Annotated in this window: 18 protein-coding genes, 1 pseudogene and 1 riboswitch; of the genes and pseudogenes, 13 read left to right on the top strand and 6 right to left on the bottom strand. The window is 71.9% G+C overall.

All coding sequences use genetic code 11. From position 1 onward, the window contains the following. Window positions 1-59 precede the first annotated feature (59 nt). The 5 genes from crcB (ACFYNP_RS15970) to ACFYNP_RS15950 all read left to right on the top strand — a co-directional run bounded on the left by crcB (ACFYNP_RS15970) (window position 60) and on the right by ACFYNP_RS15950 (window position 2847). Entirely contained in the window at window positions 60-551 is a 492-nt protein-coding gene (crcB, locus tag ACFYNP_RS15970) for a fluoride efflux transporter CrcB (RefSeq protein ID WP_388785911.1), read from the top strand. Then, window positions 548-895 carry a DUF190 domain-containing protein gene (locus ACFYNP_RS15965; RefSeq protein ID WP_388409338.1) on the top strand — a complete coding sequence of 116 codons (348 nt, stop codon included), beginning with the start codon at window positions 548-550 and terminating at the stop codon, window positions 893-895. The genes crcB (ACFYNP_RS15970) and ACFYNP_RS15965 overlap by 4 nt, the downstream gene beginning before the upstream one ends. Next, window positions 892-1266, top strand: coding sequence for a fluoride efflux transporter CrcB (gene crcB / locus ACFYNP_RS15960; RefSeq protein WP_376208690.1), 375 nt, complete (start codon window positions 892-894; stop codon window positions 1264-1266). Before ACFYNP_RS15965 ends, crcB (ACFYNP_RS15960) begins: the two co-directional genes overlap by 4 nt. 193 nt (window positions 1267-1459) lie before the next feature. Then, window positions 1460-2077 (top strand): phosphatase PAP2 family protein, encoded by a 618-nt coding sequence (locus tag ACFYNP_RS15955; protein WP_388409335.1) that lies wholly within the window; start codon window positions 1460-1462, stop codon window positions 2075-2077. A gap of 86 nt (window positions 2078-2163) precedes the next feature. Beyond that, window positions 2164-2847 carry a hypothetical protein gene (locus ACFYNP_RS15950; RefSeq protein ID WP_388785909.1) on the top strand — a complete coding sequence of 228 codons (684 nt, stop codon included), beginning with the start codon at window positions 2164-2166 and terminating at the stop codon, window positions 2845-2847. Window positions 2848-2904: 57 nt separating this feature from the next. Here ACFYNP_RS15950 and ACFYNP_RS15945 read toward each other — a convergent pair whose 3' ends face one another. Continuing rightward, window positions 2905-3528, bottom strand: coding sequence for an RraA family protein (locus tag ACFYNP_RS15945; RefSeq protein WP_388785907.1), 624 nt, complete (start codon window positions 3526-3528; stop codon window positions 2905-2907). A gap of 655 nt (window positions 3529-4183) precedes the next feature. Then, a riboswitch (cyclic di-AMP (ydaO/yuaA leader) is annotated at window positions 4184-4367 on the top strand. A 3-nt stretch (window positions 4368-4370) separates the two neighbouring features. Here ACFYNP_RS15945 and ACFYNP_RS15940 point away from each other — a divergent pair. From ACFYNP_RS15940 to ACFYNP_RS15930, 3 genes and pseudogenes are all read left to right on the top strand, one after another. Further along, the gene (locus tag ACFYNP_RS15940) at window positions 4371-5135 is read left to right on the top strand and encodes a transglycosylase SLT domain-containing protein (protein WP_388785905.1); all 765 of its coding nucleotides are present in this window, start codon (window positions 4371-4373) and stop codon (window positions 5133-5135) included. Window positions 5136-5450: 315 nt separating this feature from the next. Then, the gene (locus tag ACFYNP_RS15935) at window positions 5451-5888 is read left to right on the top strand and encodes an STAS domain-containing protein (protein WP_388785904.1); all 438 of its coding nucleotides are present in this window, start codon (window positions 5451-5453) and stop codon (window positions 5886-5888) included. A gap of 117 nt (window positions 5889-6005) precedes the next feature. Next, window positions 6006-6662, top strand: a pseudogene (locus ACFYNP_RS15930) (DUF4157 domain-containing protein); the annotation flags it as partial. 1675 nt (window positions 6663-8337) lie between these two features. On the opposite strand, the gene ACFYNP_RS15925 reads toward ACFYNP_RS15930, so the two are convergent. Then, window positions 8338-9048, bottom strand: coding sequence for an HAD family hydrolase (locus ACFYNP_RS15925; protein WP_388409320.1), 711 nt, complete (start codon window positions 9046-9048; stop codon window positions 8338-8340). 141 nt (window positions 9049-9189) lie between these two features. Further along, window positions 9190-10230: an ETX/MTX2 family pore-forming toxin gene (locus ACFYNP_RS15920; RefSeq protein ID WP_388785902.1), complete on the bottom strand. Its 1041-nt coding sequence runs from the start codon at window positions 10228-10230 to the stop codon at window positions 9190-9192. 115 nt (window positions 10231-10345) lie between these two features. Between ACFYNP_RS15920 and ACFYNP_RS15915 the strand changes: the two genes are divergently transcribed. Then, window positions 10346-11959, top strand: a complete 1614-nt coding sequence (locus ACFYNP_RS15915; RefSeq protein WP_388785900.1) for an adenosine deaminase — start codon at window positions 10346-10348, stop codon at window positions 11957-11959. Window positions 11960-12043: 84 nt separating this feature from the next. On the opposite strand, the gene ACFYNP_RS15910 is transcribed toward ACFYNP_RS15915, so the two are convergent. From ACFYNP_RS15910 to ACFYNP_RS15900, 3 genes are all read right to left on the bottom strand, one after another. After that, window positions 12044-14194: a beta-galactosidase trimerization domain-containing protein gene (locus ACFYNP_RS15910; RefSeq protein ID WP_388785898.1), complete on the bottom strand. Its 2151-nt coding sequence runs from the start codon at window positions 14192-14194 to the stop codon at window positions 12044-12046. A 123-nt stretch (window positions 14195-14317) separates the two neighbouring features. Continuing rightward, on the bottom strand, window positions 14318-16426 hold the full coding sequence (locus ACFYNP_RS15905; protein ID WP_388785897.1) for a glycoside hydrolase: 2109 nt from the start codon (window positions 16424-16426) through the stop codon (window positions 14318-14320). A gap of 153 nt (window positions 16427-16579) precedes the next feature. After that, entirely contained in the window at window positions 16580-17239 is a 660-nt protein-coding gene (locus ACFYNP_RS15900) for a PAS domain-containing protein (RefSeq protein WP_388785895.1), read from the bottom strand. Window positions 17240-17355: 116 nt separating this feature from the next. On the opposite strand from ACFYNP_RS15900, the gene ACFYNP_RS15895 reads away from it, so the two are divergent. The 4 genes from ACFYNP_RS15895 (at window position 17356) to efeB (ending at window position 24515) form a co-directional block, all read left to right on the top strand. Continuing rightward, complete coding sequence (locus ACFYNP_RS15895) at window positions 17356-20511, top strand: cytochrome P450 (RefSeq protein ID WP_388785893.1); 3156 nt, start codon at window positions 17356-17358, stop codon at window positions 20509-20511. Window positions 20512-20799: 288 nt separating this feature from the next. Further along, on the top strand, window positions 20800-21732 hold the full coding sequence (locus ACFYNP_RS15890; protein ID WP_388409745.1) for an NADP-dependent oxidoreductase: 933 nt from the start codon (window positions 20800-20802) through the stop codon (window positions 21730-21732). A 252-nt stretch (window positions 21733-21984) separates the two neighbouring features. Further along, window positions 21985-23256 (top strand): imelysin family protein, encoded by a 1272-nt coding sequence (locus tag ACFYNP_RS15885; protein ID WP_388785891.1) that lies wholly within the window; start codon window positions 21985-21987, stop codon window positions 23254-23256. Beyond that, window positions 23253-24515 (top strand): iron uptake transporter deferrochelatase/peroxidase subunit, encoded by a 1263-nt coding sequence (gene efeB, locus ACFYNP_RS15880; RefSeq protein WP_388785889.1) that lies wholly within the window; start codon window positions 23253-23255, stop codon window positions 24513-24515. The genes ACFYNP_RS15885 and efeB overlap by 4 nt, the downstream gene beginning before the upstream one ends. Window positions 24516-24680: the final 165 nt, after the last annotated feature.

Genomic DNA, 24680 nt, shown 5'->3' with positions numbered 1-24680 from the left:
TTGATCCCGGCCCGGCCGGAGGCCGAAACCCGGCGCTAGCCTGGGGAAAGAGGAGAGGTATGCCCGAGCGAAGCAACGAGGTCGGGGCAGCCGTCGAGCCCACCGACCCCGACATCGACCTGGCCGTGCCGGCCCAGCGCCGCGATGTCGCGCGCGGCCTCGGCCCGGTCGTCGCGGTGGTGGCGCTCGGCGGGGCGATCGGCGCCTGTGCCCGTTATGGGGCCTCGCTCCTGTGGACCACCCCGGCCGGGTCCTTGCCGTGGACGACGCTGCTGGTGAACGCCTCGGGCTGCGCCGTCATCGGGGTCCTCATGGTGGTGATCACCGAGGTGCTGCCTGCACACCGGCTGGTGCGCCCCTTCTTCGGCACCGGTGTCCTCGGCGGGTTCACGACCTTCTCGACGTACGCCGTCGACATCCAGAAGCTCCTGTCGGCCGGACGGCCCCTCACCGCCTGCGCCTATCTGGCCCTGACGCTGTTCGCGGCGCTCGCGGCGGTGGCGAGCGCGGTGCGGCTGACCCGGCGCGTCCTCGTACGGAGGCAGCGATGACCAGACAGCCCGGACGAGCCCTGCGGATGACCGTCCTCATCGGCGAGAGCGACCTGTGGCACCGCAGGCCCGTCTACACCGAGATCGTGCACCGGGCCCACGCGGCCGGGCTCGCCGGAGCCAGCGTGTTCCGTGGCATCGAGGGCTTCGGCGCCTCCTCGCTGGTGCACACCCAGCGCCTCCTCTCGCTCGGCGAGGACATGCCCGTGGCGGTCGTCATCGTGGACGACGAGGAACGCGTACGTGCCTTCCTGCCCCAGCTCGACGAGCTGGTCACCGAAGGCCTGGTGATGCTCGACGACTGCGAGGTCGTCCGGTACGCCGGACGGGAGGCCGCCAAGTGAGCTGGATCTACGTGGTGCTGGGGGCGGCGATCGGCGCGCCCCTGCGCTTCCTCACCGACCTGACCGTGCAGAAGCGGCACGACAGCGTCTTCCCCTGGGGCACCTTCACCGTCAACGTCGTCGGCTGTCTGATCCTGGGCACGCTCACCGGCGCGGTCACCGCGGGCGCCGCCTCCTCATCCGTGCAGCTGTTCCTCGGCACGGGGCTCTGCGGGGCGCTGACCACGTATTCGACCTTCTCGTACGAGACGCTCCGGCTCGCCGAGGACGGGGCGAGGTTCTACGCGGCGGCCAACGTCGTGGTGAGCGTGGTGGCCGGGCTCGGTGCGGTCTTCGCCGGGGTGGGGCTCGCCGGGGCGCTCTGGGGCTGAGGCCCGGCACGGCGGACGAGCCGTCGACCGACCCGTTCCGCATCCGTGACGAGGCAGGCCACGGACACGCGCAACCATTCCGTATCTTCTGGCGTCTACACGCCTGTAGTCGTTAAGGTTCCGCTCGCCGGGCCGTCACCCAGAGGGCCACCGCACGCCCCGCCCCGTTCGATCCACCGGAGAACCGCATCCCATGACCAGCCCCACCCCCACGCCCCAGGCCCTGGACGGCGCGTCCATCGACGGCGGCCTGTACGGCGACATCACGGACTTCGCCCGCCACACGCACTGGCTGAACGGGCCCGTGTTCGCCTACACCAGCTACGGCGTCGCCCTGTTCGCGGTACTCATGCTGGCCGGGTGGTGGATCGCCCGGCGCGAGGACGCCTCCGTGATGGCCGCGGCCCTGTCCGCGCCGATCGCGGTGGTCCTGGCGTACGTCGTGAACGACGCGGTCAAGTCGGTGTTCACGGAACCGCGGCCGTGCCGCGCCCTGCCGCACGACTTCCTGATCGAGAAGTGCCCGCCCGTGAACGACTACGCCTTCCCCAGCAACCACACCACGGTGGCCGCGGCCGCGGCCGTGGCGCTGTTCCTCGTCGACCGGCGCCTCGGCGCGATCGCCGCCCTCGCCGCACTCCTGATGGCCGCGTCCCGGGTCTACGTCGGCGCGCACTACCCGCACGACGTACTGGTCGCCCTCGTGGTCGGCGGGGTCGTCGCCCTCGCGGTGACGTGGTCCGCGCGGCGGTACGCGGCCCCGCTCGTCTCCCGGCTGCGCGGCGGCGCCCTCAAGCCCCTGCTCGCCTGAGCCGCACGGGAGCCGGCGGGGTTTGTCTCGTACGCGCGGGCGTGGGCCGGTGTCCAGGGCGCCTCGGAACACCTAGGGTCGGCGGCATGCTGCGAATCGTCGATGAACTCGCCGGCCCCGGCCCCCTGCGCATCTGCGCCCACGCTCCGGCCGACGGCGACCCCGGCACCGCGCTGCGGGTGCTGCTGATCGCGGATGTACTGGCGCGCGTCGTCGAGCAGCGCGGCCGGGCGGCGCTCATCGGCTGGACCGGCCCCGAACAGCAGGTGGCCGCCGCCGGAATCCGGCCGCCCGACGCCGAGGGGGACCCGGAAAGCATCGCCGAGGCGCTCGGCGGCCCGCCCGGTGTCCAGCTCAGCAGCGCAACCTACGAAGGGGCCGGCGTCGCCGGGCTCCAGATCGGTGCGGCCACGCTGCCCCCGCTCGACGGCCTCGACCTGCTGGCCGTACGCCTGCTGCTGCTCAGCCGGCCCTACGAGGAACCGGTCTCGGTGACGGCCGAACAGGTCGACGAGGCGGCGCGTGCGATGGCCCGCTGGCGGCGGGCCATCGCGGACTGGGCAACGCACCCCTCGAAGCCGATCCCCGCCGACCTCAAGAGCACGGCCCGTACCGCCCTGGACAACCGGCTCGACACCGCGGCCGTACTGCGTCTCCTGCACGATCTGGCGACGTCCGACGAGGTACCGCCGGGCGCCAAGTTCGAGACCATGTCGCATCTGGACCGCGTGCTCGGCCTCGAACTCGTCCGCGAGGTCGGCACGGTGTGAACCCGGCGGCCGGGCCGACCCGCCAACCAGCCGTCTGAGCACGGTAGTTGGCGGGGATCAGTCCTCGAAACCGCCTTCGCGCAGGGCCCTGTCGATGCGGTCGCGGTGGGCCTCCTCCCACGCGTCGAGGGATTCGGCGGCCTCCTTGGCCAGCTTCCGCCGGGCCTCGACGAGCACCTGCTCCGCCCGGGCGCGCGGGGTGACCACGACGCCCTCCTCGTCCGCCACCACCACATCGCCCGCGTGCACGCGTACGCCGCCGCAGCGCACCGGCTCGTTGAGCGGGGCCACCGCCTTCTTGGCGCCGGGGACGGGGACGACGCCCCGGGCGAAGACGGGGAAGCCGGCCGCGCGCACCTCGGCGAGGTCCCGGATCACCCCGTCGACCACGAAGGCGGCGATGCCCCGGCGCTGGGCCACTGCGCACACGTTGCCACCGGCGAGGGCGTAGTCCAGATCGCCCGACTCCACCACGACGACCGAACCGGGCTCGGCCCGGTAAATGGCCGCGTGCAGCATGAGATTGTCACCGGCGGGACAGCGGACGGTGAATGCGGGCCCGGCCGCACGAGGCGTCGGGGCCCACAGCGGGCGAATTCCGATATCCATGACCTGTCGGCGTCCCACGACGTCGGCGAGCGTCGTCGGGGGAATGTCCTTGAATTCGCTGAAGTCGTTCATTCTCTTCCTGACGGTCGGTAGTTGACGCGTGCTTATTCTTTTTCTCACCGGCCGCCGGTCGGCCGGTGCGGGTTTGACGGTACGTGACGGGGCTTGCGCGTCCCGCGAGTTGAACGGCATGGGCGGTGCCCGATGTCGTGACGGGCGCTGGGATCCGAGCGGACGGCCGCGCACGGTTCGGAGAAGAGCGCATTGATCACTGCTTCGCCTCTCTGCCGGCTCCCGCTGCCGGACCCGTGTCCCATGCCGTGGGGGAGGGGCCAGGGATCATGATCCCCGACAAGGGCCACGAGGGCGTGTGTGCTGCCGCACACAGGGGGCGGGGCCACCTTCTGCGTCCGCAATGTCCTATATAGAAGGTAATGCGTGTCGGGTTTCGTGTCGCGAGAATGTCCAAATTGGGGCTAATGGGTAGGACTCGCCTCGTTTATCGCCGGCCTCTGCGGTTGCGCCACCGGCGAGTGAATTGGGTCACGTGGGGCCCGTCGGGTCCGCGGGGTCCGTGCCGGGCATTTCGGTTCGGTTGAAAGCGAGTTGAGGGTGCCCGGCGGACCGCCCGGCTCGGGAGAATTCGAGTTGATCTATATCCGCGATCATCACTCGCGAATTCCCGCCTTGTTTCCGTCGGGGCTATTCGTCTACGTTCACCGTCAATCCGGAAGGAACGCCGAATCCTGCCGCCGTCCGGAGCCGCCCAGACACGTACGGCAGGAGCGGGGGACCCAGGTAAGCCGCCGATCCGGATTCCGGACCGGCTGGGGTGAAGTCGCGTGCATCGCGACCGGACAGCTCCCGTCCGAACCCGACAGCTCACCTCGTAGGCGACGGAGAGGAAATACACCATGCCTGCAAAGGGCAAGCACCGCCGTCCCAAGTCCCGCTCGTTCGCCCGGGGCCTCGCCGTCGCGAGCACCGGCGGCGCAGTCCTGGCCATGCCGGTGATCGGCGCGACCACGGCCTCCGCGGCCCCCGCGGCGGTCCACTCCGCCGTGGCCAAGCCGGTGGCGGCGGTGAAGGCGGCGCCCACGAGCTACGCCGTCGTCGACGGGGACTCGCTGGCCAAGATCGCCGACGCGCTCCATGTGAGCGGTGGCTGGAAGCAGCTCTACCAGGACAACCAGAGCGTCATCGGCGGCAACCCCGCGCTGATCCGCCCCGGCATGAAGCTCACCCTCGGCGCCCCCGCGGCGACCACCGCCCGCGACGCGTCCGCCGCCCGCGCGGACCGCTCGGCCCGGACGACCGACCTCACCGCGACCGCCACCGTAGCCAGCACCACCACGTACGCGAACAACCTGGACGGCTGGATCAGGCAGTCGCTGGCCATCATGGCCCAGCACGGCATCCCGGGCAGCTACGACGGCATCTACCGCAATGTGATGCGGGAGTCCTCCGGCAACCCGATGGCCATCAACAACTGGGACTCCAACGCCGTGGCCGGAACCCCCTCCAAGGGACTTCTCCAGGTCATCCAGCCCACCTTCGCCGCCTTCCACGTGCCGGGCACCTCCACGGACCTGTACGACCCGATCGCCAACATCACCGCGGCCTGCAACTACGCCGCCAAGACCTACGGCTCGATCGACAACGTCTTCGGGGCCTACTGACGGTCCTCGCGGCCGGGTGCTCCCGCGGTGACGGGAGCGCCCGGCCGTGCCGCACCTCACGCGGCCCCCAGCGCGCGCCCGGCCCTGTCATCGGCCGGGCGCCGCGCCGTTCCGGGCCAGGACGGCCCTGGAGGAGTGTCCGAACAGGGAGCGGCGCAAATTTCGTTCACCCTCCAGGGTGAACAAATCCAAGGCTGGACGTTTCTGCACACGCGTCAGTTCCTAGGGTGCTAGTGCGTCACCCCGGACCACGGTGACTGTCCGACTACCGAGCACTCCCGCACCGCGGGGGTCAGTTCTGGACCGGGAGCTGCCATGGGTTCCACCGTTCGGCCATCCGTCTCGGCGCCCGTCCCCCTTCCGCCGGGGCTGCTGCCGGACCGGTGCCGCCACGCCCGCACGTATCTGATGCGCGGCTTCACCGTCGTCGAGGTGCACGGCACCGTCGACCTGGTGACCGCGCCCGATGTACAGCTCCATCTGGACGCGGCCACCCAGCCGGCCGGCGCCCGGGTGATCGTGGACCTGCGTCCCGTGGACTTCTTCGACTGTGCCGTCCTCACCCAGCTCTGCCGGGCCCGCCGCAGGATCCGGGAGCGTGCGGGGCACCTCGGCCTGGTGTGCGTACGGCCGTGGCATCTGCGCGTCCTCGCGGCGGCCCGCCTCGATACCGTCCTGCGGCCCGCCGAATCCGTCGAAGAGGCCGCCGTCGCCGCCCTCGCCCGGTCCGGCCCGGACGTCAACCGGCGCTGAACCGGGCATGGTTGGCGTGATTGCCCTCACCGCTGCCCTTTCGTCCCTTCACCCCTGCCGCCGTGGCTGATATGCACGTACAGCCCGGCATCACGCTTCACCACCGAAGGGGTTCACGTGCACGCGCAGGACAGGCAGCAGGGCCGAGCTGTCACGCCCGGCGGACCCGTTTCGCGGGCCGGCGACCGGCGTGGGAGCGAGCGCGGGGGACCGGCGGCAGGCGGCAGAGGCTTCGGCGCGGCCCAGTTGCTCGCGCTCCAGCGGTCCGCGGGGAACGCCGCGGTGGCCGGCCTGATGGCCGAGGGCGAGGCGACCGTACAGCGCTCGGCCGTGCACGAGGTGCTGCGCGGATCCGGGCAGCCGCTGGACTCCGAGGTGCGGGCCGACATGGAGTCCAGGCTCGGTGCCGACTTCGGCGACGTGCGCCTGCACAGCGATGCCGCGGCCCAGCGCTCCGCCGCCGAGATCGGCGCCCGCGCCTACACATCCGGAAGCCACATCGTGGTCGGGCAGGGCGGCGCCGACCGCCACACCCTGGCCCATGAACTCACCCACGTCATCCAGCAGCGCCGGGGACCCGTCGCCGGCACCGACACCGGTGACGGGCTGCGCGTGTCCGACCCCTCGGACTCGTTCGAGAGGGCCGCCGAGGCCAACGCCACCCGCGCGCTCTCGCGGCCCGCGCCCGAAACGGGCGCAGACCCCGAGCCCGTCCAGCGCGACTGCGGAACGGCGGGCCACGCGCACCCGGAGGGCGCCCCGGTCGTGCAGCGGGCCGTCGGGTTCGAGTTCGAGGCACAGTGGAACGTCCGCCGGGTCGCCGACCCCGTCGCGGCGAAGGCCGTTCAGGAGCAACGGGCCGTGGAGCGTGAGCGGTTGCTCGACGCCAAGCTCCTGGACCGGGTCCTCAATCCGCACAGCCCCTACGCGAAGGAGCTGAGCGCTTCGGAGCGGAGTGAGCCGCAGGACGCGCTCAGGGCCCGCTGGTTCGACGGCGAGTTCCTCACCGAGGAGGGCGAACTCCGTCTGAAGAAAACGCAGTTGGGGCCGGACGGTGCGCAGCGCGCGGCGGCCGAGATGAGCCTGATGATCTCCAGCGAGATCTCCGAGGTCCCCCTGGTGGGCGAGAACCTCGGCAAGGGCCGCGGGCCCGACGGAGTGGTGGTGAAGGGCGACAAGTTCGACCTCACCGCGGACGCGAGTCCCTCGGGCGGTTCGAACCTGGAGTGGGTGACCGACCCGCTGAACAACGTCGCCGAGGTCGGCGGCGTCCTCGACCGCATCTCGCGGATGGCGGGCTACCTCAACGGCCGCCGGCGGGACGCGTACATCCCGTCCGAGGACGTCACCGCGGGAGGCGGCACGCCCGAACGGCAGCTGCGCATCTACCCGTTCGGCGGCGCGCTCAAGTTCGCCCCGCAGACCACCGCCGGAGTACGTCTGGACCGCCTGCCGGATCTGATCGGCTATCTCTCCGACACCCAGGAGCCCGAGGAGAAGTCCATCGGCGGTGCCGTGCGCGGGGTGTACGGAAAGCTCACCCACACCAAGGAGCGGCGTGCGCAGGCGCAGCGCGACCTCTTCGGCGGTGGCCTCGGCACGCTCCCCGCGGCCAAGGCCGGTGCGGAGCGTGCCGTGGGGGAGTTCGGGGACGCGGCTCCCGAGGGGATCTCCCTGTCGAAGGCCGACATCGGCGGTCTCACCGGCCTGGTCATGCACCTCGCCTCCTACGTGCTCGCAGGGGAGGAGCTACAGGCGGGTGCCAACGCCAAGTCCATCGCGGGCGGTCTCATGGCCCGCACCGACTTCGGGCGCCACTTCGGGCTCCTCGCGGAAGGGGTCCGGGAGTACTTCACCGCCCGTCCCGACGACTTCGTCGCCCTGGTCCTGTCGGCCGCCAACCGCGAGGGCACCGGCGGCACCAAGCTCTTCGGGGCCCCCGTGGAGCGGGGCCTGGCGAACGACCGCACCCAGACCGACATCGCCCTGACCCGGTCCCAGTGGCTGCGCGCGATCCCCCAGGGCCACGACCTCCTGAAGAACACGCAGCACCTGACGGCCGAGGAGCGGACCATGGTCGACGACGAGCCGGGTGCCCAGGCGGTCCACAAGTCGCTCGGTGCGCTGGGTGACCAGGACAACCGCACCACCGTCAAGAGCGGCGAGCTGAACCTCATGGTCGCGGAGCTGCGCCGGATGCGGGACGGCGTTCCGGCGGAGGGGCTGAAGCCGCTCGCGCTGGCCGCCTTCACACTCATCGAGCAGCTGAACGAGGGCAAGAAGCTGAAATACGCGAAGCGGGCCTGAGGTCGCCGGAAGGCCGGCGGCAGCCCGATCCGTGCCGCGCGCCACGGCCATCGGTGCCGCGCTCGACGGCCATCGGTGCGGCGCTCGACGGCCCCCGGACCGTGAGCCGCCGGCTGGGAGCGGACCGCCGCTTACCAGGCCGTCAACTCAACTGGTGGCCAAGGCGGTTGAGGCGTCGACTCAGCTCGTCGACATGGGGGATGGTGGCGATGGCCGGTGGCAGCGCGTCCGGCCGGGGCCCCGGCCGGACGAGCACCGCGGACATGCCGTACGCGTGGGGCCCGAGGGCGTCGGTCTCCGCGTTGTCCCCCACGAACAGGATGTCCTCGGCGGGGCACCCCGCGACCCGTGCCACCTCGGCATAGAAACGCCGGTCGGGCTTGCGGATGCCGAGCGTGCTGGAGAGCACCAGGGCGTCGAAGCAGTGCGCGATACCGGCATCCCGCAAGGTGCCTCGGCGCACCGGTTCGGGCCGGTCCGTGTTGGCGGCCAGCACGAGGGACAGTCCGCTCGCACGCAGCTCCCGCACCGCGACGGCCGCTCGCGGATCCACCTCGGCGTCGGGCAGCGCCGTGAACACCACCTCGGTGGCCAGCCGCAGATCGGGCACGACGGCTCCGCAGTCCTTGGCGGCCCGGCCGAGGCGGACGGGGAAAGGGGCGCGGACGCCCTGGAGCCGGGCGGCTTCCCTCGGCCGATCGGTGACGGCGTCGAAACGCGCCGGAAAATCCTCCGGGATCGCCGCACCCGGCAGGCCCCGGAGCACGTCCGCGACGAACCGGCCATTCGGAGCCGGGCCGTGGCCCGCCAGGGTGCCGACGAAATCGAGCGCGAGTACGCGCGTCCGCGCCATGGGGGCCGCCCCTTTCCCGGGATCGGCCTCACTTTACTGAGCGGCCGCACGAAATTCGTCCGGGATTGCGCGCGCCGGTCCTGCGACCACCGGATTCGCCGCACGCACCATGGAGAATCCGACGGTTGCTCAGAAGGGAGCTCAGTGTCCCGGAACGGCTGCTCTTCTCCCGTTCGGGGCGAGCGGAATGGGGATCGTACGGGATTCGGAAGTGCGGGAACGGGTGCCCTTCAGCGGTTTCTGATCGGCATTCACATTCAAGGACACGCCCTGGCCGCCGCCGAAGGTGCCGCTCGCGAAGGCGTGCACCCCGTCCGCCATGACCTCGTATCCCGGGGTGTCGATGATCTGGTGGTCCCGGCAGTCCCGGAACACCTGCTCGACGGGAACGAACCAGAGCCAGTGGCGGTCCCCGTCCTGATTGAGGTCGACCTTCTCGTTGAACCAGATCGCGACGTTTCCCCGAAGGGTGACGGTGGCCGTCCAGTCGATGTCGTATTTCTGGGTGCCGACCACCAGCGTCGCCTCCACCACCGACTGGGGAGGAATGCGCAGCGGCAGGTCGACGCTCCAGTTCTGCGTCTCCTTGTGCGTGTACTCCTGGGTCGACGACAGACTCGCCTCGATGGACGTGGTCTCGCTGACCTTGGCGACCGCCGGGATCTCGGCCGACACCTCCACCGTCACGCCGATCTTCAGCGACTCCGTGACCGAGATCCGCAGATCCTGCTCGGTGGTCTTGCTCTGTTTGTAGGTGACGGTCTGTTCCACCGCTGTTCCGTTGCGGTAATTCGTGGCCACCGAACTGACCTGGCCCGGAACGGGGGAGGGGGAATTCGCGTCGTAAATGATGTCCTGGTACTTCGCCGCCACCTGGTGACGGTGGTAGTCGCTGAGAAAGCTCTGCTTCCCGTAGTCGGTGGACGCGGTGAAGCGGCAGCCGTTCGAGGCGGGAAAGCGTTGGCGGGCCATCCAGTTGCCCCACGCGTCCGTTATCTCCTGAAGCGGCCGGGCCGATGTTTTCGAGCCACCTTTCCGAGGTGCGGCATGTGCCGCCGAGCCGAGGGACAGGGGAATGGCCGAGGCGAGGGTGGCGACGGGTGCGACAGCGAGCAGACGTCGTCTGGATACATGACTCATCGGCGGAGGGGCCTTTCGTTCCATCTTGTACGAAACGGTCAACTTCCTTGACAGGCCATGCAATCCACCGGCGGACCCGCAGTATAGGGACTTTGGTCCCGACCCCCGGATCAATGAATGATGGGACGCGGAAGTGAACGACGAGAGGGAACGGAACATGCGCAAGAGGTACGCGATCCGGTGGCCGGTGCTCGCCGCGGCCACGGCGTTGGGCGTGGCCCTGGGGGTGCTGCCTGCGACGGCCGCGGTCCCGTCGGACGGGCGGGGCGAGCACGGCGGCCAACAAGCTTCAGTAGAGGCGTACTTGGGGCGCACCGCGCACTCGCCGGGCGAACTCAGGGAGTTCCTGGCGGACTTGCCCAAAGGCGGCGATCTGCACCACCATCTGTCCGGCGCGGTGCGCGCCGAGTCGCTGATCGGGTATGCGGCGAAGGACGGCAAGTGCATCGACACCGCGACCTACGTCGTCACGTCCGCCACCGCCCCCTGCGCGGCCGGACAGCGCCCGGCGCGTGACGCGCTGGCGTCCGGGCCGTTCCGGCGCGGCGTCATCGAGGCATGGTCGATGCAGGGTTTCGTCCTGCCGCCCGACGGCGATCCCCAGCCCGGCCACGACCACTTCTTCGACACGTTCGGGAAGTTCCAGGAGGCCGCCACCGGTCACGACGCGGACATGCTGGCCGAGGCGGCCCGCGCTTCCGCGAAGGAGCACAGCGCCTATCTGGAGACCTTGATCACCCCCGGGGCCGGCCCGCTGAACCAGCTCGTCGACCGCATCCTGCCGAAGGACCCCGGCCCGGCCGATCTCGCCGCCTTCCACGCCACGCTGACCGCGAACCCGCGGTTCCAGGCGCTCGTCCGGCAGGTGGCCGACGACACCGACCGCAGCGTCCGCGACGCCCGCGGAGTCCTGGGCTGTGACGCCCCTGGCGCTCCCGAGGCCTGCCGGGTCGCGATCCGCTTCGACTACCAGGTGCTGCGGGCCCAGGACCCGCGCTACGTCTTCGCCCAGCAGACCCTCGGCTTCGAGCTCGTACGCCACCACCTCGGCGGGGTCGTCGGAGTGAACATGGTGCAGCCGGAGGACGCGCCCATCGCGCTGCGCGACTACACCCTGCACATGAGGATGGTCCGCTACCTCAAGTCGGTTTCCCCCGAGGTGCGGGTGAGTCTGCACGCGGGCGAACTCGTCGCGGGCCTCAACGGCGTCGGCGGACGCGATCTGACCTTCCACATCAACGAGGCCGTCGACGTGGCCGGCGCCGACCGGATCGGTCATGGCGTCGACCTCGCCGAGGAGAAGGACCCGGAGGCCCTGGCCGCGCGGATGCGCCGGCAGCACGTCCTCGTCGAGGCGCCCCTCGTCAGCAACGCCCAGATCCTGCGCGTCAGCGGCGACCGCCACCCGCTGCGCACCTACCTCGACGCGGGCGTCCCGGTCGCGCTGGCCACCGACGACCCGGGCGTCAGCCGCAGCGACCTCACCGCCGTCTTCCAACAGGCCGTCACCGACCAGGGGTTGACCGTCGCCCAGCTGCGCACCCTGGTGCGGGCCTCCCTCGACCACGCCTTCATCGAGGGCCGCGACCTGTGGCAGGAGCAGGACCGCTACGACGCCTTCGCGAAGCCCTGCGCCCACGACACCCCCGACTCGCACCGGCTGCCCAGTGCCGCCTGCCGCGGCTTCCTCAAGGCCAGCGCCAAGGCGACGGTCCAGTGGAAACTGGAGGCGGACTGGCGGGACTTCGAGAACCGCTACGCCCACCGCTGAGCCGTGCGGGGGCGGGCCCGTCCCGGCGGCGAGGTGCGCCCACCGCTGAGCGACACCGGGCCGGTCCCGCTCCGGCGCCCCGGATCAGCGCAAGGTGACCGTGAGCAGCGAGTACTGAATGACCGTCAGGTCCACGCTCGCCGTCGTGCCGTTCACCTTCCACCCCACCGGCACCGGGGCGGGCGAGACACCGTCCGGTGAACTCACCGCGGCGGCCGTCACCTGCTTGCCCGCCGGGATCGTCAGCGAGACCGTGCAGGCGGCCGGGGTCGTGGTGAAGGGGCCGGGACTCTCGCCGAACTGGGTGAAGTTGACGAGCTGCACCACGGTGTCGTCGCCGTACCGGCTCAGCTCCAGATGGATCCGCCGGTCGCCGGCCAGCGACACGGCCGGCGGCGCGGCGGTGCGTACGGGGTCGAGCAGCCGGTCGGCGCTCGGCGCGTCCGTGTGCGCCAGATAGGAGAGCCCGAGCAGGTCCTTGAAGTACCAGCAGGTGCCGGCCCCGTAGGTGTGCCGGCTGGTGGCCGGCAGCGGGTCGGCCCGGTGGAAGCCGAGCACATCGGCCAGCGCGTACTCGGCCCGCGCCGCGCCGAACGCGTCGAGGGCCGTGGGCGCAGGGCCCGTCACGACGACCGTGCCGCCGGCCTTCACGAAGGCGCGCAGCACCTCGGCCTCCGGGTCCGCGACCGCCTGGAGGTTGGGCAGGTATAGGACGCGGTAGCCGGACAGGTCGGCGGCGTCCAGGCCGGGACTCGGCACGGTGTCGAACGGGATGTGCGCGTACACCAGGGCCTTGATCGTGCCGCGGAACTCGCCGAGCCACTTCTGCTGGGTGCAGCTCTCCTCGGAGCTCTCGAAGCTCCACCAGTCGCTGACGCCGGCCGGCGGCTTGGTGTTCACGTACATGCCGCTGCCCGGCACCGGGCTCACGAAGTCGCGGCTGCCCGAGGAGTGGTACACGCCGACCGCCGCCCCGGGGACGGCGTCGAACAAGCGCTCCTGATGCGCCGCGACGAACCCGAACATGCGGGTCCGCATCGCGGTGTCGGTGCTCTGGTCCTTGAACGGGCTCTTCACCTCGTACGGGTTGCAGCCCGCCGCGAGCAACTCGGCCATCACCAGGGAGGCGTCGTCGGCCTTCCAGCCGTAGGAAAAGGCCCAGGCCGGTTTCGTGCCGCTGGCGGCCCGCGCGTACTTGTACATCGAGATCAGGCAGGTCCAGTCGCTCGCCGTGGCGTGCCGCATGCCGTCGTAGTTGCCGAGGATGTCCACCTCCCAGACCTGGCTGACGCCTTCGGCGCGGCGCAGCTGCGCGCCGTCCAGGCCGATGAGGGACGCGTACTGGTAGTCCATGGTCACGGTCTCGACGAAGGTGACCAGGTCCGGGTTGACGGAGCGGCCGGCGGCGGCGATGTCGAGCTGGAAGGCCGACAGGTTGCGGTGGCGCCACTCGACGTAGCGTCGGAAGCCGGGGTTCGCGAAGTCCGCGGTGCGGGGGAGTTCCAGGCCGGTGTCGGAGCGGAACGCGTCGGCCGCCCACGTGGAGGCGTCGCACCAGCTCAGCGCCCCGTCGAAGTAGATGGGCACATCCGGCCAGATCGCGTCGACGCCCGTCGCGGCAAGCCCGCGCACACGCCCCAAGTAGTAATTGCGCCAGGGGGAGTTGGGGCTGAGCCAGCAGCTCTCGTCACCGGGATCCACCCAGACGACGAGGCTGCCGTAGAACACGTTGGGCTGCCCGTCGAGTCCGCGCTGCACCCAGTCCTTGCCGCCGCCGTTCTTGTAGAACGACGGCCCCTTCTCGCCGCCCGGGCTGATGAGTTCGAGCGAGGGGTAGTACATGACCACCCGCAGGCCCGCGGCGTGGGCCAGCGCGACGAAGCTCTTCACCTTCGCCATGTGCGCGGCGAACTCCTGGTCGGTCAGCCAGTTCGACAGGACGGTGTCGAGCTCGATCACGCTCACGTTCTGCGCCTTGAGCCGGTTGATGACCGGCAGCATGTCGCGCTGGGGATCGGCGTCGTCGTCGAAGGTGCCGTCCGCGAGCCGGGCGTACCGGGCCCAGTCGGGGAAGGAGACCCCGGCCACGTTCCGGGCCTCCGGTGCCGCGGCCCAGGCGGGGCGGGGACCGCCGCCGGGCAGGAACGGCAGCAGCTGTGACGCTGCCGCGAGCCCCCCGGCGCCGAGCCCCGTCCGTAACACGCTGCGCCGGGTCAGTCTTCGTCTGGATTCCATGGCCCGTGACTCCCTACGACCACGCCGGTACGGTTCCGGCTCGGGCGAGGCATCCTGTCGCCGTACGCGGGGATCGGCCAGAGCGCCCTTTCGGCCAGCCGGGCCGGGGAGCGGCCGGCCGTGTCACGAGACCACGTCGGCCGGACACAGCCGCTGGGGCTTGCCGCCCTTCAGGGTCGCGTCGACACAGCCGCCCGGAAGGCCGTCATGGGCGGCGGTGCCGAAGTTGGCGGTGACGGTGAGCGTCCCGTCCCCGAACGCGGTCCGCTGTACGGTGCGGTCGGACGTGAGCCAGTCGAACGAGGTCAGCTCCTTGGTTGCCGCCGCCTGGTGCAGCGGCGCGAAGTAGCGCTGGAGCGCGGCGAGTTCGTGCACGTTCTGCTCGGCGCGCCGGTCCTTGTCGCTGAGCACGAAGTTCAGCGGGGTGTTGTAGAGCATCGCGAGCAGCGCCCGGGTCGTCTTCTCCTCGGGCAGTTTGCCGAACGGCAGCTCCCAGCGCTCCACGTTGATCAGCGAGCCGTGTAGCGCGGTCTCGTACAGCGGTACGCGATAGGCCGGGTCGTACATCGCCTTGAGTGCGTCCGCGACCGCCGCCCGGTGCTCCGGCTCGAAGTCGCTCACCCGCACGGGCTTGAAGAAGGTGTCGGGTGCTCCGGCAGGCAGGTACCCTCCCCACGCCGTGTCGTCCTTGGGCTGGTTGGGCGCGCTGTCGAAGTGGCCGTTCTCCATCGGCCAGAGCCGCCCGTCGACGGGGGTGCCCGAGCCGTGGTCGAACGCGAGGACCTGGTTGGCCCAGGCTCCGGCCGACTCCGAGCCGAGCACCAGCGGGGTGCGCCGCGCGGTCCCGGCGTACGAGCCGTCGGTCAGGCGCCCCATCCGGGCGAGCCGGTTGGCCCGGTCCTGGGCCATGGTCATCGGGTGCCCGGCGTCATGGTCGCGGAAGAGCTCGCCCGCCGCGTCCACGTCCAGGAAGTAGCTGCGCGCGCCGTTCGCGACCAGTGAGCGGGTGCGGTCCGCGAGCAAGTGCCGCTGCTGCTCGCCCTGTTCGAAGGCCTCCGAGCTGAGATAGCAGCCCTGCTGGTGGAAGCCGGGCTGGGGGGTGCCATCGGCCCGCCGCACACAGAAGGACGGGTAGACGCCGTCGGGCCAGACCGAGTTCGGGGGAGTGTCGGGGCCCTTGTCGCGGCCGTTGGCGAACGAGTCGTACGGGCCGACCAGGTACCCGGCCTTCGTGGCGGCGGCGACGTCCGCGCTCTTCATCGGGGCGTCGTCGGCGTCGTAACCGAGCCAAAGCCGGGAAATTCCCTGGGACTTGAGATGGCCGATCCCCGTAGCCGTGCGGTCGCCGCCCCAGGCGTAGGCGTGGAAGGCGCCGAGCAGCCTGCCCGTCTCCGGGTTCGCGCGGATCTTGTCGCTCAGGCTGCCGAGCCGGCCGTGCTCGGCGAGCCAGCGGCGGTAGTCGACGGCGGCGGCCACGGGCGAGCCGTCGGTGAGGGAGAAGGCGACGGTGTAGGCGCGGGTCGCGTTGCCGCCGGAGAAGATGTGCTTGGCCGTGGTGCGAAGACGGCCGCCCTGCGAGGAGTAGCCGAGAGAGGTGTCGATGTCGGTGGGCGCGAGATAGCTGACGCCCCGGCCGCCGCCGAGCGTGTAGCCCCAGGCCGGCAGCGTGAGCTGGGAGGCCATGTCCTCATCGGAGCCCACGAGTTGAGCGCGCGCGGAGTTCCAGAACGGATCGGCGACCGGCAGCGAAAGGCCCTCGCCGCGCGGGAGTTGGAGCGCGGAGGAGGCGGGATCCGTGCCCGTGACCGGCCAGGCCAGGGTCGTGTCGCGATCGGCGGTGAGGGTGACCAGCAGCCTGCCGTGCTCGACGCTCGCCCGGGCCCGCAACCCCTGCCCCGGATAGGACCACTGGGCGCTCCGGCCCGAGGCGGTCACCCGGCCGGGGTCGCCGGGGGAGTCGGCCGCCGGGTCGGAGACGCGCAGGGTGCGGCCGTCGTCGGTGCGGGCGTCGATGCGCAGGGTGGCGGGGTCGATGGTGGCCGTGCCTCCGGCGATCGGCAGCTCCACGCGTCCGCCCTGGACGCGGACCCCGGCCGCGTGCGCGGGTCCGGCCGCCGCGGCCGGGGTGAGGCCGCCTGCCAGGGCCGTGGCGACGGCGAGTACGAGCAGGGTGCGCCGGGCACGTCGCCGGCCGGGACGCGCGATGGAAGACTTCCCCGAGTTGATGTCCATGGCGCAGTGATAGTGAAGAGTTGTAAGAGGGGTCTAAGAAACGTGGGGGCGACCGCAGTTCGGCCCGGGGCGGATGAGACCCCCTCACGGGCCGATCAGCACCCGCCTCACGGGCCAAGGGGGCCCTCGGCTCACGGGCCAAGGGCCCCAGGCTCACGGGGCGACGAGCCCCTCCGCAGGTTCCGGCGGCCAGCGGCCGGGAGTCAGCACGCCGAGCGCATAGGCCTTCGCCACCAGGGCTGTTCGGCCCTGGACGCGCCAGCGCCGCGCCAGCCGCGCCAAGTGGTAGTTGACGCCGTCGACGGTCAGGCCGAGGGCCTTGCCGATGGTGGCCGTGGTCGCGCCGGACGCGGCGAGTGCCAGGATGCGGGCCTGTGTCGCGTTCACCGTGCTGCCCGGCGACGGTGCTGGCCCGGGCCGCTCGTCGTGAACGTACAGCAGGGCCAACAGGACGGGAACGGGCTCGGAGACGGTCCTGATGGGATCGATGGTGAACTCGCCCGTGCGCACGGCACCGTCCTTGCCGGGCCAGCTCACCTCGATGCGATAGCGCGACGTGCGCCCCGCCCGCAGGGCGGCCACCAGCCGCTCGATCTGCCCCTCGGTACGCGGGGTGAACAGGTCGCGCAGGGCCCGGCCGCGCAGCCGGCCGGGCGTGGTGCCCCATTCGGCGGCCATCGCGGGATTGGCGACGTGCATCTCACCGTCGATCGTGCAGACCGCGATCGGCAGCGGAATGCGGTCGAGAAGGTTCAGGAAGTGGTTGCGCCAGGCGCCCAGCTCCTCCTCCTGCACCGCCTGCCAGTCGGCCATGCCGCGTGCCACCTTCCTTCGCCGGTCCGTCCGCAAGTACCGGACGCGAGAAACCACTGCACAATCATGCAGTCGTCGTCCCCGGACCCGGGCACCGGGAGGGCGAGGCTTGAGGCATGACGGACACGATCCCGATCCCCACTCCCGTGAGCCCCGCCGTCGATGCCACCGTCCCCCTGGTGGACATCTCGGCGGACGGTCCCACCCCGACCCCCATCCAGCAGGCCATGGACCTGGCCCGCGAGCACGGGCCGGTCTTCCGGCGGCGCCTCCACGAACACCAGGTGCTCTTCGTCGGCTCGCTCGACCTGGTCACCGAACTCGCGGACGAGACCCGCTTCGTCAAGGGCATCTCGAAGGTCCTCGACCACGTACGCGAGTTCGCGGGCGACGGCCTGTTCACCGCCTACAACGACGAGCCCAACTGGGCCAAGGCACATGACATCCTCATGCCGGCGTTCGCGCTCGGCTCGATGCGCACCTACCACCCGGCGATGCTTCGCGTCGCACGCCGGGTGATCGACAGCTGGGACCGGCGGGCATCGCAGGACACCGCCGTGGACGTCGCCGACGACATGACGCGGATGACCCTGGACACCATCGGACTCGCCGGTTTCGGCTTCGACTTCGACTCCTTCGGACGGGACACCCCGCACCCCTTCGTCGAGGCGATGGTGCGCTGTCTGGAGTGGAGCATGAAGCGCATCGGGCGTGCCCCGGGCACCGATCACAGCGCGGTGGACCGGGAGTTCGAACGGGACTCGGCCTATCTCGCCTCGGTGGTGGACGAGGTGATCGCCGCCCGCACCGAGAGCGGGGACACCTCCGTGGACGACCTGCTCGGCCTGATGCTGGGCGCCAAGCACCCCGGGGACGGCACCACGCTGGACCCGGCCAACATCCGCAACCAGGTCATCACCTTCCTCATCGCCGGTCACGAGACCACATCGGGCACCCTGTCCTTCGCGCTCTACCACCTCCTGAAGGACCCGACCGCGCTGCGGCTGGTCCAGCGCGAGGCCGACGAGCTGTGGGGCGACACCCCCGACCCGGAGCCCTCCTTCGAGGACATCGGCAAGCTGCGCTTCACCCGTCAGGTATTGAGCGAGACCCTGCGCCTGTGGCCCACGGCGGCCGCGTTCACCCGGCAGGCCCGCGCGGACACCCTGCTCGGCGGCCGCGTCCCGGTCGCCGCCGGTGGCCTCGTCACGGTGCTCACGCCAATGCTGCACCGCGACCCGGCCTGGGGCGACAACCCGGAGCTGTTCGACCCCGCGCGGTTCACCCCCGAGGCGGAGGCGGCCCGCTCCCCGCACGCCTACAAGCCGTTCGGCACCGGTGAACGGGCCTGTATCGGGCGGCAGTTCGCGCTCCACGAGGCGACCATGCTGCTCGCGCTGCTCGCCCACCGCTACCGATTCGTCGATTCCACCGACTACCAGCTGCGCATCAAGGAGACCCTCACCCTCAAGCCCGAGGGCTTGACCCTCTCCCTGATCCCGCGCACCCCCGCCGACCGGGCCCTGAACCGGCTCGCGCTTCCCGGCGCCGTGACCGCCGCGGCTTCCGGGACCGCCGACGGACCCGAGCTGCCCTCCCGGGTGCACCAGGGAACCGGCCTGCTGCTCCTGCACGGCACGAACTACGGCACCTGCCGCGAACTCGCCGAACGGCTCGCCGCCGAAGCGGCCGGTCTCGGCCTTGCCACCGAGATCGCGCCGCTGGACGCCCACGCGGGCACGCTGCCCGAGGACCGTCCCGTCGTCATCGTCGCCGCCTCCTACAACGGGCAGCCCACCGACGACGCGGCGCGCTTCGTCCGCTGGATCGAGGAGGCCGCGGCCGGCACCGCCGACGGCGTCCCGTTTGCGGTGCTCGGCGTCGGCGACCGCAACTGGGCCGCGACCTACCAGCGCGTGCCCACCCTCATCGACGAACGTCTCGCGGCGCTCGGCGGTGACCGGCTGCTGCCTCGCGCCGAGGCCGATGCCTCCGGTGAACTCATGGGAACAGTGGATGAGTTCGCGGCCGCACTGCGCGTGGAGCTGCTGGTGCGGTACGGCGATCCCGAGAGCGCCGGCGCGGCCGCCCCGCCCGTCGAGGCCCGGTACACCGTCACCGAGGTCACCGGCGGGCCGCGCGAGGCCCTCGCCGCACGACACGGCCTCCTTGAGATGACCGTCACCGAGGCGCGCGACCTGACGGCGCCGGGCCACCCCAGGCCCAAGCGCTTCGTACGCCTGTCCCTGCCGGACGGCGTCGGCTACCGCACCGCCGACCACCTCACCGTGCTGCCCGAGAACTCCCCGGCGGTCGTCTCCCGGGCCGCCACCGCCCTCGGCGTGGACCTCGACACCGTCCTGAGCATCCACGCACCGGGCGCGGCGCCTGCCGCACTGCCGGTCGACCGACCGCTGTCCGTACGCGAACTCCTCACCCATTACGTCGAGTTGGGCGGCCGTCCGACCCGCGGCCAGATCGACCTGCTCGCCGCGCACAACCCCTGCCCGCCCGAGCGCGCCGCCCTCGAACACCTCCCGGCCGACGACCCGCGCCCCCTGCTCGGCCTCATCGAGGACCACCCCGCGCTGCGCGGCGCCCTCGACTGGCCCACCCTCCTGGAGCTGCTGCCCCCGCTGCGGCCCCGCCCCTACTCGGTGTCCTCCTCGCCCGCCCGCGACCCGCGCCACGTCGACCTGATGATCTCGCTCAACCCGGGCGGCACCGGCTCCGGACATCTGCACGCGCTGCGGCCCGGCGACACCGTCCTCGCCCGGATCCAGCCCTGCCGCGAGGCCTTCCGCATCGCGCCCGACGCCCCCGAGCCGGTCATCATGGTCGCGGCGGGCACCGGCCTCGCCCCCTTCAGGGGTGTCGTCGCCGATCGCCTGACGGTCACTCAACCCGCCCCGGCCGTCCTGTACTTCGGCTGTGACGCCCCGGACGCCGACTTCCTGCACGCCGACGAACTGCGGGGTGCCGAACTGTCCGGAGCCGTCTCGCTGCGCCCCGCCTTCAGCGCCCCCGCCCAGGGCGCCGGCCGCTTCGTGCAGCACCGCATCGCCGAGGACGCGGACGACCTCTGGCCGCTCCTGGAGGCGGGCGCCCGGGTATATGTGTGCGGCGACGGCAACCGGATGGCGCCCGGTGTACGCGCCGCCTTCCGCGAGCTGTACGCGCGGCGCACCGCGGCCTCGGCCGAGGCGGCCGAGGCCTGGCTGAACCGCCTCACGGCGGAGGGCCGGTACGTGGAGGACGTCTACGCGGGCTGAGCCACCGAGGCCACACCCCGGCCCGGTGACCCCGCGCCGGCCGGGGCGCTCCCGGCCCGGGACGCAAGCCCGGACAAAACCGGCGCCCTGTCCCCGGGGATGCCGCTGGGCCACCCGGGTACGCGCACCCGGGCGGGCGAGCAGTCCGCCCGGGGAGCGCGTCCGCGCGGCGCGCACCAGAATCGTAGGAACCGGGCGGGCCGCCCCAGCGCGCCCCGTCCCGCCCACCTCGACATCGGGAGAGAGCACGCGATGCCCACCAGCTCCGCAAGCACCGAGAAGAGCACCATGAAGGCCATGACGTACTCCTCGTACGGGGACAACTCCGTCCTGAGCCTGACCGAGCAGCCCCAGCCCAAGGTGGGCCCCGGCGAGGTGGTCGTACGGGTGCGCTGCGCGTCCGTCAACCCGGTCGACTGGAAGATCATGTCCGGCGGCCTCGACGGCATGATGGACACCGTCTTCCCGGTGGTCCCGGGCTGGGACGTCGCCGGTGTGGTGGAGCGCGTGGGCATCGACACCCCCGAGTGGACGGAGGGGGACGAGGTGTTCGCGTACGCCCGCAAGGACTACGTGCACGGCGGCACCTTCGCCGAGTACGTCACCGTCCCCGTACGGGCGCTGGCCCGCAAGCCCCGGTCCCTGAGCTGGGAGGAGGCGGCGGGCCTCCCGCTCGCGGGGCTCACCGCGCGCCAGACCCTGACCCGGCTCGGCACCGGCAAGGGCGACACGGTGCTCGTGCACGGTGCCGCCGGCGGCGTGGGCACCTTCGGCGTACAGATCGCGAAGGCCCTCGGCGCGCGCGTCATCGGCACGGCCTCCGAGCGCAACCACGACCGGCTGCGCGAACTGGGGGCCGAACCGGTGACATACGGCGACGGCGTCGCCGACCGCGTCCGGGCGCTGGCCCCCGACGGCGTCGACGTCGTCGTGGACTACGTGGGCGGGGTGCTCGACGTCACCCGGGCGGTCCTGCGCGAGGGCGGCCGGCACGCCTCGATCGCCGACCCGTCCGTGATGGAGGCGGGCGGCCAGTGGATGTGGGTGCGCCCCGACGGGCCCGGGCTCGAAGCGCTCGCCTCGCTCGCGGACGCGGGCGAGCTCAGGGTGCCCGTCGCCGAGACGTTCCCGCTGGAGCGTCTGGCGGACGCGTTCGAACTCAGCCAGGCGGGCCACACCCACGGCAAGATCGTGATTCGGGTCGGCGGAGACGCGGCGTAACCCGCGCAGTCCGGGACGTGAGCCGCTCGGGACGTGAGCCGCTCGGGTCAGGACCGTTCGGGGTCGGGACCGGTGACGTGGAGGTGAACTCAGCAGCAAATCTGGACACGCGCCCGCCCGGATGAGTGTTCGGGCCGGGCGGGATGCCTAGCATGAGCGGGCCGGCACGAGGCAGGAGCGGGCCGGTACGCGCGGCGGTTTCCTCACGCCGCCTCGCGCTGCCTCCCCTGCCGACACGAACGGAGTGCCGTGATGAGCGACCCCGACCGGGGGCTGGTAGAGCACCCGGCCGAGCCCGAGGAAGGGCCCGGGGCACGGTTTCGGCGGGCCCGGCCGGCCGGCGGCCGTCGCCTCGGGGCCGCTCTGGCCGTGCTCGCCGTCGTGGTGGGCGGGAGCGTCTGGGCACTCGGCCCGTTCGGCGACAACGGCCCGGACGCGAAGCACCCGGCCGCCCAGGGCCCCACCACCGTCGAGGTGTCGACCGGCTCCTGCGGGCGGGGCTGGAGCGGCGGGACGGCGGGCCCTCAGGTCTTCGCGCTGCGCAACACCTCCTCGACCGCCGCCGAGGTCGACCTCACCGACCCCGCGACCGGCGCCGTGTACGGGGAGATCGAGGGTCTCGCTCCCGGTTCGACCCGAGAGATGCGGGTAGCCCTGGGCGGTGGCTCCTACGCCTTCAGATGCCTGCCGGACGACGCCGACGCCGTGACCGGCCCCACCGTGAAGGTCGCGGGCGCGCGCACCGGCGGCGGTCCGGCCGCGGTCCCGGTCACCCAGCACGACCTCATCCCGGTGGCCCTCGTCTACCAGCGCTGGATCACGACGAAGACGGTCGAACTCACGGACCGCACCGATGCGTTGAAGCGTGCCCTGGACGACGGCGACCTCGACGCGGCCCGCTCCGCGTGGCTGCCCGCGCACCTCGTCTACGCACGCATGGGCGCCGCGTACGACGCGTTCGGCGACGCCGACGCGGCCATCAACGGGTCCGGCCCCGCCCCCGCGGACGCGGCATCCGCCCGGGACTTCGAGGGCTTCCACCGGATCGAGTACGGGCTGTGGCACGGCGAGTCCGCCGCCTCGCTGCGCGCTCACGCCGACCGGCTCGCCCAGGCCGTGCACGCCCTGCGCGACAGCTGGCCCCAGGTGCGGCTCGACCCCGCGCAACTGGGTCTGCGCGCCCACGAGATCCTGGAGGCCACCGCGCAGTCGGAGCTCACCGGACGCACCGACTACGGCAGCGGCACCAGCCTCGCCACCGCCCGCGCCAACCTCGACGGCACGCGTGAACTCCTCAACCTGCTCAGGCCGTTGCTCACCACCCGCTACCCCGGCCTGCCGCAGCTCGACACCTGGCTCGACCGCACCCAGCACACCCTGGACGGCTTCGACCACGACGGGGAGTGGACACCGCTGGTCCGGCTCGGCCGCCGGGACCGGCAACGGCTCAACAGCGACATCGGGCAGACGGTGGAACTCCTCGCCCCGGTGGCGACGATCTGTGACGTGCGGAGGACGACATGAGCGAGGTACGGCGCCGCGGCTTCCTGCGGGGTGCGGCCGCGGGGGTGGGCACCGCCGTCACCGGAGCCGCTGTCACCGGAGCCGGCGTCACCGGAGCCGCCCGGTCCGGCGCCATCCCTCGTCCGGCCCGCGGCGAAGCGGCGGAGCAGGCCGTAACGCACCCGGAATTCCACGGCGTTCACCAGGCCGGGATCCTCCAACCTCCGCAGCGCGCAATGGCGTTGGTGTCCTTCGACGTGACCGCGGCGGACCGCAGGGAGCTCACGGAACTGCTGCGTACCCTCACCGACCGGGCCCGCTTCCTGGCCACCGGCGGTACGCCGGCCCCGCTCGGAATCACCGCACCGCCCAGCGACTCCGGCGTACTCGGACCGCAGGGTCCCACCGGCGGGGTGACCGTCACGACGGGTGTCGGCGCCTCCCTCTTCGACGACCGCTACGGCCTGAAGGGCAAGGGGCCGGCCCGGCTCACCGCGATGCCGGCCTTCCCCGACGACGACCTCGACGCGGCCTGGTGCCACGGCGACCTGAGCCTCCAACTGTGCGCGGACAGCCCGGACATCGTGCTGCACGCCCTGCGCGACATCGCCCGGCACACCCGGGGCGGCATGCAGGTGCGCTGGCGCATGGACGGCTGCACCAGCCCGCCGAGGCCCAGCGGAACGCCCCGCAACCACATGGGGTTCAAGGACGGCACCGCCAACCCCGATGCCACCGACGCGGCCGCGATGGACCGGCTCGTCTGGGTGGGCCGGGGAGGTGCCGAGCCCGCCTGGACGGCCGGCGGCAGCTACCAGGTGGTGCGGCTCATCCGCATGCTGGTGGAGTTCTGGGACCGGGTCTCGCTCGGCGAGCAGGAGCGGATGTTCGGGCGCGCCCGCGACACCGGCGCCCCACTGGACGGCTCCGCCGAGTTCGACGTGCCGAAGTTCGCCGAGGACCCCAAGGGGGACGTGATCCCGCTGGACAGCCACATCCGGCTCGCCAATCCGCGCTCCGGGCAGAGCAGCGAGAACCAGCGGATGCTGCGGCGCGGCTACAACTACGACCGGGGCATGGACAGCAACGGCGACCTCGACCTGGGGCTGGTCTTCTGCTGCTACCAGCAGGACCTGGCCCGGCAGTTCGAGACCGTACAGGGACGGCTCAAGGGCGAGCCGCTGGTGGACTACATCAAGCCGTTCGGCGGGGGCTACTTCTTCGCGCTGCCCGGCGTGCGGGACCGTACCGACTGGTTCGGCCGCGCCCTGCTCGCCTGAGCTGCGCCGACCGGGCGAACTTCGCCAACGGAGGGTCAAGTTTTGGCCTGATCTTCCTGACTGCTTGTTCACCATGGGGACACGGTGTCGCCGTCGCGGTGTAGTGGTCCGCGCGAAGCATCGCGTTTCGTCAACGACATCACGAAGGCGGCCGGAGACCGGAAG

Source organism: Streptomyces sp. NPDC006691 (genome assembly GCF_042869955.1).
In the GTDB taxonomy this organism is placed as follows: Bacteria; Actinomycetota; Actinomycetes; order Streptomycetales; family Streptomycetaceae; genus Streptomyces.
Note: the sequence above shows the minus strand (reverse complement) of the source record. Positions and strands in the feature narration are given on the sequence as shown.

What these genes read in the sequence shown, in the direction of transcription:
- ACFYNP_RS15950 (WP_388785909.1), top strand. Translation starts at nt 2,164, where the DNA reads ATGCTGCGAATCGTCGATGAACTCGCCGGCCCCGGCCCCCTGCGCATC.
- ACFYNP_RS15965 (WP_388409338.1), top strand. Translation starts at nt 548, where the DNA reads ATGACCAGACAGCCCGGACGAGCCCTGCGGATGACCGTCCTCATCGGC.
- ACFYNP_RS15900 (WP_388785895.1), bottom strand. Translation starts at nt 17,239, where the DNA reads ATGGCCGACTGGCAGGCGGTGCAGGAGGAGGAGCTGGGCGCCTGGCGC.
- ACFYNP_RS15905 (WP_388785897.1), bottom strand. Translation starts at nt 16,426, where the DNA reads ATGGACATCAACTCGGGGAAGTCTTCCATCGCGCGTCCCGGCCGGCGA.
- ACFYNP_RS15940 (WP_388785905.1), top strand. Translation starts at nt 4,371, where the DNA reads ATGCCTGCAAAGGGCAAGCACCGCCGTCCCAAGTCCCGCTCGTTCGCC.
- ACFYNP_RS15935 (WP_388785904.1), top strand. Translation starts at nt 5,451, where the DNA reads ATGGGTTCCACCGTTCGGCCATCCGTCTCGGCGCCCGTCCCCCTTCCG.
- ACFYNP_RS15955 (WP_388409335.1), top strand. Translation starts at nt 1,460, where the DNA reads ATGACCAGCCCCACCCCCACGCCCCAGGCCCTGGACGGCGCGTCCATC.
- ACFYNP_RS15925 (WP_388409320.1), bottom strand. Translation starts at nt 9,048, where the DNA reads ATGGCGCGGACGCGCGTACTCGCGCTCGATTTCGTCGGCACCCTGGCG.
- ACFYNP_RS15885 (WP_388785891.1), top strand. Translation starts at nt 21,985, where the DNA reads ATGAGCGACCCCGACCGGGGGCTGGTAGAGCACCCGGCCGAGCCCGAG.
- ACFYNP_RS15915 (WP_388785900.1), top strand. Translation starts at nt 10,346, where the DNA reads ATGCGCAAGAGGTACGCGATCCGGTGGCCGGTGCTCGCCGCGGCCACG.
- ACFYNP_RS15910 (WP_388785898.1), bottom strand. Translation starts at nt 14,194, where the DNA reads ATGGAATCCAGACGAAGACTGACCCGGCGCAGCGTGTTACGGACGGGG.
- ACFYNP_RS15890 (WP_388409745.1), top strand. Translation starts at nt 20,800, where the DNA reads ATGAAGGCCATGACGTACTCCTCGTACGGGGACAACTCCGTCCTGAGC.
- crcB (WP_388785911.1), top strand. Translation starts at nt 60, where the DNA reads ATGCCCGAGCGAAGCAACGAGGTCGGGGCAGCCGTCGAGCCCACCGAC.
- efeB (WP_388785889.1), top strand. Translation starts at nt 23,253, where the DNA reads ATGAGCGAGGTACGGCGCCGCGGCTTCCTGCGGGGTGCGGCCGCGGGG.
- ACFYNP_RS15945 (WP_388785907.1), bottom strand. Translation starts at nt 3,528, where the DNA reads ATGAACGACTTCAGCGAATTCAAGGACATTCCCCCGACGACGCTCGCC.
- ACFYNP_RS15895 (WP_388785893.1), top strand. Translation starts at nt 17,356, where the DNA reads ATGACGGACACGATCCCGATCCCCACTCCCGTGAGCCCCGCCGTCGAT.